The organism is Albidovulum salinarum, assembly GCF_025673475.1.
GTDB classification, from domain to species: domain Bacteria; phylum Pseudomonadota; class Alphaproteobacteria; order Rhodobacterales; family Rhodobacteraceae; genus Albidovulum; species Albidovulum salinarum.
Genome location: NZ_JAOVQO010000041.1, coordinates 1 through 8,182, shown reverse-complemented (window position 1 = coordinate 8,182; position 8,182 = coordinate 1). Strand labels below are relative to the sequence as shown.

Genomic DNA, 8,182 nt, shown 5'->3' with positions numbered 1-8,182 from the left:
TCGTCACGAAGCTCTCGAGAACCTCGCCCTCATGATCGACGGCCCGCCAGAGGTAGTGCCGCTCGCCGTTGATCTTCACAAACATCTCGTCGAGATGCCATTGCCACTGCGGCCCAGAACGCAAGCAATCGGCACGTTTCTTGCGGATCTCGGCGGCGAACATCGGTTCGAAACGCTGCCACCAGAACCGGACCGATTCATGGCTTATGTCGATGCCACGCTCGTGCAGCAGGTCCTCGACGTTCCGAAGCGAGAGCGGGAAGCGCACGTACATCATCACCGCCAGGCGGATGATCGCGCGGCTCGTCTTGAAGTATTTGAACGGGTCAGGTTTCGACATCAAGCGGCGCTAGTCGGCGCCCTGCCTCGCCGCAAGCTAGGTTCCTCTGACACCGCCAAGGAGGACTATGGCGGCGGCGCAACGGCGCCGTGACGAGATGCAAGGGCACAAGAGAATGATGATGATCAAGCGAGACCGCTGCCGGGACACCCCGAGGTGCTGTCGGGGCTTCAAAGCTTGTCCGTCTGATTGGGACCCAGCACGCGGACTTCATCAAGGCCAGCGGTCAGACGCACCGCGCTCAAAGGCCGGACAAATGACCGCAACCCGCTTCGATCAGCCTCGCTCAAGAAAACCCTTGCAAAACTGGAGCCGTCCACAAATGACACCACCCCGCGCGTCAGCCGGCGCAACAAGAAAAAACTGGACTGGTCTCCGCCGGGGCTGCACTTTGGTCGTGAAATCCCAAAAAATCACGGTCTCTGTCTGCCTCATTGACTATCAGCAAAGTTCTCGGGGGGAATCGTGGCACTCGACGCAGCCGGTATCAAGGAACTCAAGCAGCAGATCAGCATGGCACGAACGAAGCCGCTGAATTTCGGCCTCGCCCTCGGCAAGAAGCCCGAGGATACCGCCCTGATCATACACCCGAAGAAAGACGGGTCGATGCTGTTCAAGGAGGCGCGCAAATCCGACGGTGTCGAAGCCGCGAAATCAACCTTCGGAAAGATCACGGTCGACGGCAACAGCCTGACATTCGATTGCGAAAGCGAACCGCCGGCCGGCATGAAGAAAAAGTGCGCGGTTTTTCTGAAGGCGGCAAAGCTGTCGCTCAAGGTCAAGATCAAATCGCCCGACGGCAACGAGTTCGAAACGGGCGAAGATGAAGGCGAAGCCCCCGAACAGGTCGAGCGTCCCGAGAGTCCGGAAGAAACCGGAACGCGGCAAGCATCCCAAAGCCCGGCGCTCTCGCAGGCCGAGCTGGTTGCAAGGGTCAAGACGGCAAACGGTCGCTTGCAGCAGCTGTCGCAGGCTGCCAGGGACAAAATCGCACCGGCTCTGAAAGCCGTGATCGGAATGATTTCCGGCGGCGATCTCAACAAGGCGGCAGCCGGGCTGGCCAAGATCGAAGCGGCGATTGCGGCAGCCGGCGGATCAGGCGACGGCAACCGGCCGGGCGGCGATCCGGATCCCGGCGGCGATCCGGACGATCCCGGCAACGATGCCGCTGAACGTGACCGGTGGCGCAAAGGTGCAGATCGTCTGAAACCGCTGGTTGCCGCGGCGCTGAAGCTGGGCACCGGCGATCCGGGCGCGCTGCGCGCCGCCTGGCTCTGGGCTAACGAAAAGGCCGATGCGGTGGTGCCGGATTACAAGGCTGCCGCCGGCTCGTTGCCGGAAATCACCCGCCTTGTGAAACTGGCGCATAACGAAGCGCCGTCCTCGCCCGATGCGGCTAAGAAAAAGCTGCAGGAAGAGGCTGAGCGCAAGCAGGCGTTGTTGGCGAGCATGTGGGCCGATAAACGCAAGAAAGCCGCACCCGAAATTCTAAGGGCACTGTCGCTCAACCCCACCGAGCGGTCGCGGATCGAGGGCTTGTGGGCCGCGGCCAATGCCAAGGCCGACAAAGAACAGGAGTACGAAGTCGCGATCCGCGCCGCAGATGTCGCGCTGCAGCTTATCGCGAAGATGGATACCGCGCCCGACCAGGGCACGCCGAAACAGGACAAGTCGGCAAATAAGGCGGTCTGGGACCGCGCAGCGCCGGCCATGAAAGGCCCAGTCGAGGAGCTGATCCGCGCCAAGATCACCGACACCACCGCGCTGGCCGCCGCTTGGGAACAGGCCAACACTAAGGCCGGAGAGAAAGACTGGGACGCCGCCGTCGCCGCTCTGCGCGCCACCAAGAAGCTGCTGGACGAGGCCAAAGCCGCCAAACCCGAAGGCCCGCCGGCCAACGATACGGTCGAAGACGCAGGGCTGACAGTGGAACTGTCGAATGCCGAACATCTGCTGGAAAATGATATCAGGGAGCTGCGCAAGCTCGCCGCCGACTTCGGCGACAATGCACCGGCAGATTGGGCGACAGAAACCGACCGCATCGCCGGGACGCTCGACCTGTCGCGCGACGACGGGCTGGAGGCGGTCAAATCCGCCGTTGCAACGGCCAAGGCGGATATCGCAGCCCACAAGAAGGCTATTCATGAACTGATGGCCGAAAAAGAGGCATGGGGACGGGAATGGGATCTCTACACCATTCAACGCGACAACATTGGCGGCCACAGCGCCGCAAGCGGTGAGCCTGTTCTGGCAGCGTTCAATACGTTTAAATCGGACGCCGAGGCGGCGAAAGCCAAAACGGATACCGCAAACTATCCTGACGCCCGCACCGATCTGAAATCCGTTACGGATACTTACGATGCGCTTTTGAAGCTTGCAGACGATACTGGGTCTTATCAAGCCATCCGAGACAAGCGGTCGAGCACTCTGGGCGCATTGTCGCCGTACGCAAATGCCCAAAGTGCGGCACTGAAGGACGAGGCGCAGCAATGTCTGATCAAGGCGGCGCGCCTGTCCGGCCGCAAACAGTTCTCAGAGGCGATGAAAGAACTGAATAAAATCCCTGGCCTACTGCATAAGGCCGAGCAGGCGAAAGGCGCACACCAGCGCTATCGAGACGCATACGAAAACGACTACAAGGTTGAAATCGCGAAACTGGATGCAGCGGACGACAAATACAAAAGACACATCCTGCCGGAACTGACACCCTGTCACGCATTTGCCGCCCGCGCCGAAGCGCTTGCCGGTGCAACGCCGCCGGATTTCATTGCGGCCTATAGTCAGGCCGCCGAGATCGGCTATTCCGTTAGGGCTGGCACCAGAATCTTGGCGCTGGCCAAGGACTATGCCGACAAGCGCGAAGCCTTCGACACCGCGTACACAGCCATAGAAGGCCACGACGGCCGCGCGGGAATCGAAGATTTCTATCTTCGGGCCAAGGCAGACAAAGACAGGCTGGATCAGTTCAAGGACGCGCGTGAATTTGTGGCGGCTGTCAAATTGATGGAGGCCATCCAGCCGATGTTCGCGCCACAAAAGGCGCTGGCGGTGAAATACAAGACCTATGTCGACAAAAAGAAACCGATCACTCAGGCGCTCGACAAGATCCGCGAAACCAATGACAGCGCCAACGGCTTTGCGGCATCGGAACTTGCTGCTGCGGACAGTTATCTTTCGCAAGCCGCGGCGTTCGAAATGATCAAGAAATTCGACGAAGCCACCACTGCGATCGAGGCCGCAAAGGCCCGCGGGGAGCAGGCCAAGGCGCTGCTGGACGGCGCCAAGAAGATTGCGGATGCCAAACCCGAGGCCGCAGGTGAAGGCGAAGATGCCAAAGCAGCACAGATCAATGCCTGGATCGATGCGATCCCCGGTCTTAAAGCCGATGTGCAGGGCAAGGATCAAGGTACGTTCGCGGACCAGATTAACTCGGTCGATGCTCTCCTTGCCGCGGCCAAGGAGGCGATGAAGGCGGACCCGCCGGGCGATGGCAAAGAGGCTCGAAAGCCCGACGCAGCAACCGCTGAAGGGAAGCTCCAGGAGATCGAAAAGATTCTCAAGGACGCGCTACAGAAGGTCGAACGCAAGCCAAAATACGACGCCGAGGTTGCCAAGCTCAAGACTGAGGTCGAAAACACCTTGCCCGGTAAGAATGTCGACCCGCACAAAATAATCACTGATGACATAAAGGAGTTGGAAAAGCAGCTGAAGGCTGCCGAAGACGCAGCCACGCCCCCCGGTTTCAATTTCGACGCGGCACTGAAAACCATCGCCGAGGCGTTGGTGGCATGCGAAAAGGTCGGGCGCAAGGCGGACGCCAGAACCGCGCAGCAGACCGACCGCACAACCATTGAATCGTTGATCACACATCTCAAGGGCCAGCCTGACAGCGACGTTTTCAAGAAAGAGCGGGACCGGTTGGACAAACTGCTCAAGGATGCCGACGATTGCCTGAAACGCCTCGACATCGCCGGATCTGACAAGCTCATCAAAACGGGCAAGGATCTCAAGGCGCCTTTCGAAAAGCTCTGCACGGATTACAACGAGGCGCGAAACGACCGAAACACGAAATACGCCTCCGCCAAGACAACCGTCGAAGACAATCAACCGATTCTGAAGATGGAGCTGGACCGTCAGGCGGCAATGAAGACCCAGATCGAGAAGATGTTCCGCGATCATGCGTTTGTCTCTGCAAAGAAGCAGATCGAAGAACTAGGCTGGTACACCCATCACGGCACGACGATTCTCGCGCGGTACCAAACCTACAAGGATGCTCGCAAAAACGACGTGACCGACGATCTGGGTACGCCGACGCGCCCTAACCCCGGTCTCGACGATCTGATTGCCGAGATCGACAAGGGCCTGGCAAAGGGGGACGAGCTGGCCCAGAACCGGCAGTTCGAACAGGCCACTGCGCTGATGGGAGAGCTGAAGGCCAAGGTCGCCGAGCTCAATCGGCAGATCCCGCTCAATGAGACCTATAAAACGGCGAAGACGGCGGCGCGCGGCAAGCTGGACGAAGCCAAGGAACCGCCCGAACGCGCCGCCGTGATCAAACCGCTGCTCGACCGCGCAGAGGTGAAGTACAAGTCTGCCGAAGACCTGCGGATGCGGGGCGATTACGTCGCCGCGACGGCGCTGATGAACGAGATTCCGACAAACTGTACCGATGCGATGGCAACCGGCGATTTGCATACCGGTTTGAAAGTTCTCGAAGGCGTGGGTGACGCACCCCACCAGTCTGTTCTTGAGGCCGCAATCAAGGAGGTGCGGGACAAGGTGACGCAATTGCGCGCAGCCCCGCCACAGGAACAACTTGCGGATAAGATCATCGCCGCCAGCAGCGCCCTGGACGCGGCGCAGAAAGCAATCGATGGGGGCAGTATCGACGTGCGGGATCTGATTAAGCAGGCCTGCGCCGATTGCGGCACCGCGGAAATCCACCAGCGCCAAGTGGCCCAGGTGCGCGGCGAAACCACCAAGTCGGTAAAGCTGGTCGACGATTTCCTGAGCGGACCGCACGAAGCCAAGGGGTTTGTCACCGAACGGATGAACCGGACTAAAGCTTCGATGAATGAGGCACCGGCAATGATGATCGCTTCCGGAGAAGCGACCGCGATGACGCATCTCTTGAATGCCGTCGCAACGTTCCACAAGAATGAGGCGTTGGCCGACAGGCGCGTCGAATACGACAAGGAACGGGCCAAGCTGGTGCCGGGCGCCGGCGATCCTGTCCTGAAGCAGTTGCAGGACAGCGCGCACCGCTACGCCGTCAACGACGACATGAAAGTGCTCCAGACCAAACTGTCCGAGGCAGCCAGCCATGCCGAAGCGGCAGAACCCGATCTGGACAAGGCGATGGCGGCTCTCAAGGCCGCGGCCGAAGCTGCCGCACGGGCAAAGCTGACAATCAAGATGCTGGAAAATACGGCCGCGCCTTCGAAAGAAGACGTGAAGGCGATTCTGGATCAGCCTGATGGCGCAGACAAGCTTGACGTGATCGTCAAGAAACTCGACCCGGACGCCCGGCGCGACATCACGCGGATCGCACTGGAAACTCGGTTCGGCTGCAAGCTGGAGATCTATGTCGATGGCGCCCTCCAAGCCGACGGCGCCAACAAAGGTCCGAATGTCCTGAAATTCTATGAGGCGATGTCGAAGCTGCCGCTGAAACACACTCTGTCCAGCGACAGCATGCTGGGCGTCGACGATTACCGCAAGGCAGACGGTAGCGCGGCCGACGGGTCTTCGACCTTTGAGATGTGGGGAAAGAAGACGCTCAGCATGCGCGAGGGCGCCGCAGCAACCAGCGCTGGCAGAATGCTCGGCTCGGACCACAATACGGGGTCGTGGAATCCGGGTGATGAGGGTTACGAAAACCGCGCGGACTACGCGCCGGTCAACGACGAGCCGGTGCAGTGGTTCAACTGGAACACCCTGCACGAAGTCGGTCACTCGGTTGACGACAAATACGGTTTCATGCGGTCCAAGCTGGGCGACGCGAAATTCGGCGGCTGGACGGAATACGGGCGCGATGTACGCTCGGTTGCCGAAAAGGTGGCTCGCCACTTCAAATTCGGCGATCTGGCCTATGTGCAGGAAGTGCTGTCTGGAAACGCCAGCCCGCCCCAGGCGGACCCGCCCGACCGGATCGAGCCAACAGAATGGGAACGCCGCCGCCAGCAGATCCACAACTGGGCGGAAAACGCCAAATCCAAGAACAATCCCTGGGAAACGAATGCAACCGCAATGGCGTTGGAGCTTTCGGACGGCGAAATCATCCACGAATCCTATAGCGGTCTGTGGGTCGGATACAAAGCGGCGGCCCGCAAGATGGGCCTGACCGGATACCAGTTTCGCGCGCCGGGCGAATGGTTCTCGGAAATGTATGCCGCCTACTATTCGAAGAAATTGAAACCGGCCCATCCGATGACCGCCGAGTTTGCGGCGCTTGAGAACCGGGATACTTAAGGGAGGCTTGCCATGTCGCTGTTCAGCAATACAGGCATCACCTGTCAGGAATGCGGCCACGTGTATACAATCGAGGCCGTGGGAAGCGTCAATGCCGATCGGCGGCCGGACCTGCGCGACGCCATCCTTGACGATACGTTTCAGGTAATCGAATGCCCCAATTGCGGGTTCGCGTTCCGCCTGGAGCCGTTGTTCAATTATCTCGACGTCGGCCGCGGCCAGTGGATCATGTCACTGCCGGGACGGCAGATGTCGGATTACGGGGAGCTGGAAACTGAAGCGCAGGAGCTGTTCGACACCACTTACGGCGTCAAGACGACCGGCGCCGCGCGCGAGATCGGTGACGCGCTGGCTCCGCGCCTGACCTTTGGCTGGCCTGCCGTCCGGGAAAAGATCCTGATCGCCGATCTCGACCTGGATGACGTGGTCGTGGAGATGGTCAAGATGGACCTCATTCGCCGCATGGACGAGGTGCCGATGCGGCGGGGGATCGAATGCCGCCTGATCGGCCTTGACGTCGAGCGTATGCAGTTCCGCTGGCTCGACACCGAAGACGAGGGAGCTGTCATGGGGGTCTCAGTCGGCAAGGAACTCTATGATGTGATTGCGGAAGATACAGATGGCTGGGCAGAGATCCGCGCCCTGCTGACCGCTGGCCCATTCGTCGATATGCAGCGTACCTACATGTCCGATGGATCGACCGAAGACGCCGAAGAGAATTACGCATCGGCCTAGGTGTTCAATCCCGGGTGATGTCAGACCAATTCGAAATCGTCTCCACAAGGGCAGGATCGCTGTCCCTTATGACGCGCCGAGGCCGCGCCACTCGGCGAGAGCGGCGGCGCGGTTGAGCTTGAAGTTTTGCCGCGAATAGAGGTGGCGTTCCTGACTGAAATGATTGACGACCGAGGCGTGAACGGCGGCGAACATCTGCAGACTTCGCATCCGCCGAAATCGCTGCATTGCCCGTTCTCGTCGTCGGAACGGCAGGTGCGAATTCTCCGCCCGATTATTGAGCCAGCGACCAGTTGCCTGGCGGTCGGCCGCACCGACCTCCTTCGATGCGGCGCTATAGGAGCGCAGCTTGTCGGTGACGAAAATGTGCGGGCGACCGTAGCGCTTCATTGATTTCTTGAGGAATTTCAATGTCGCCTTCTTGTCCCGCGTCTTGGTCACGAAGCTCTCGAGAACCTCGCCCTCATGATCGACGGCCCGCCAGAGGTAGTGCCGCTCGCCGTTGATCTGTAACCGGCCGGATTGGGCCGCAGTGGCCGCGATGATCTGTGATAGGCTCGCGGCATGGAGATTGACCGAGACCGGATCGACGACGCCGTTCTGGGTCTGATGTGGTTGACGCTGCATGATGAGCGG

At 60.0% G+C, this 8,182-nt stretch carries 4 protein-coding genes; 2 read left to right on the top strand and 2 right to left on the bottom strand.

Translation table 11 applies throughout. The features are described from left to right. Positions 1 to 340, bottom strand: a 340-nt coding sequence (locus tag OEZ60_RS21700; protein ID WP_263340904.1) for a DDE-type integrase/transposase/recombinase, incomplete at its 3' end; no start/stop codon positions are given. Positions 341 to 805: 465 nt separating this feature from the next. Here OEZ60_RS21700 and OEZ60_RS21695 point away from each other — a divergent pair. Next, complete coding sequence (locus OEZ60_RS21695) at positions 806 to 6,811, top strand: hypothetical protein (protein WP_263340903.1); 6,006 nt, start codon at positions 806 to 808, stop codon at positions 6,809 to 6,811. A 12-nt stretch (positions 6,812 to 6,823) separates the two neighbouring features. Then, entirely contained in the window at positions 6,824 to 7,546 is a 723-nt protein-coding gene (locus tag OEZ60_RS21690; protein ID WP_263340902.1) for a CpXC domain-containing protein, read from the top strand. A gap of 66 nt (positions 7,547 to 7,612) precedes the next feature. On the opposite strand, the gene OEZ60_RS21685 is transcribed toward OEZ60_RS21690, so the two are convergent. Further along, positions 7,613 to 8,182, bottom strand: a 570-nt coding sequence (locus tag OEZ60_RS21685; RefSeq protein ID WP_411709833.1) for an IS6 family transposase, incomplete at its 5' end; no start/stop codon positions are given.

Excerpts from the sequence above, each read along its gene's own strand:
- OEZ60_RS21690 (WP_263340902.1), top strand. The coding sequence starts at position 6,824 with ATGTCGCTGTTCAGCAATACAGGCATCACCTGTCAGGAATGCGGCCAC.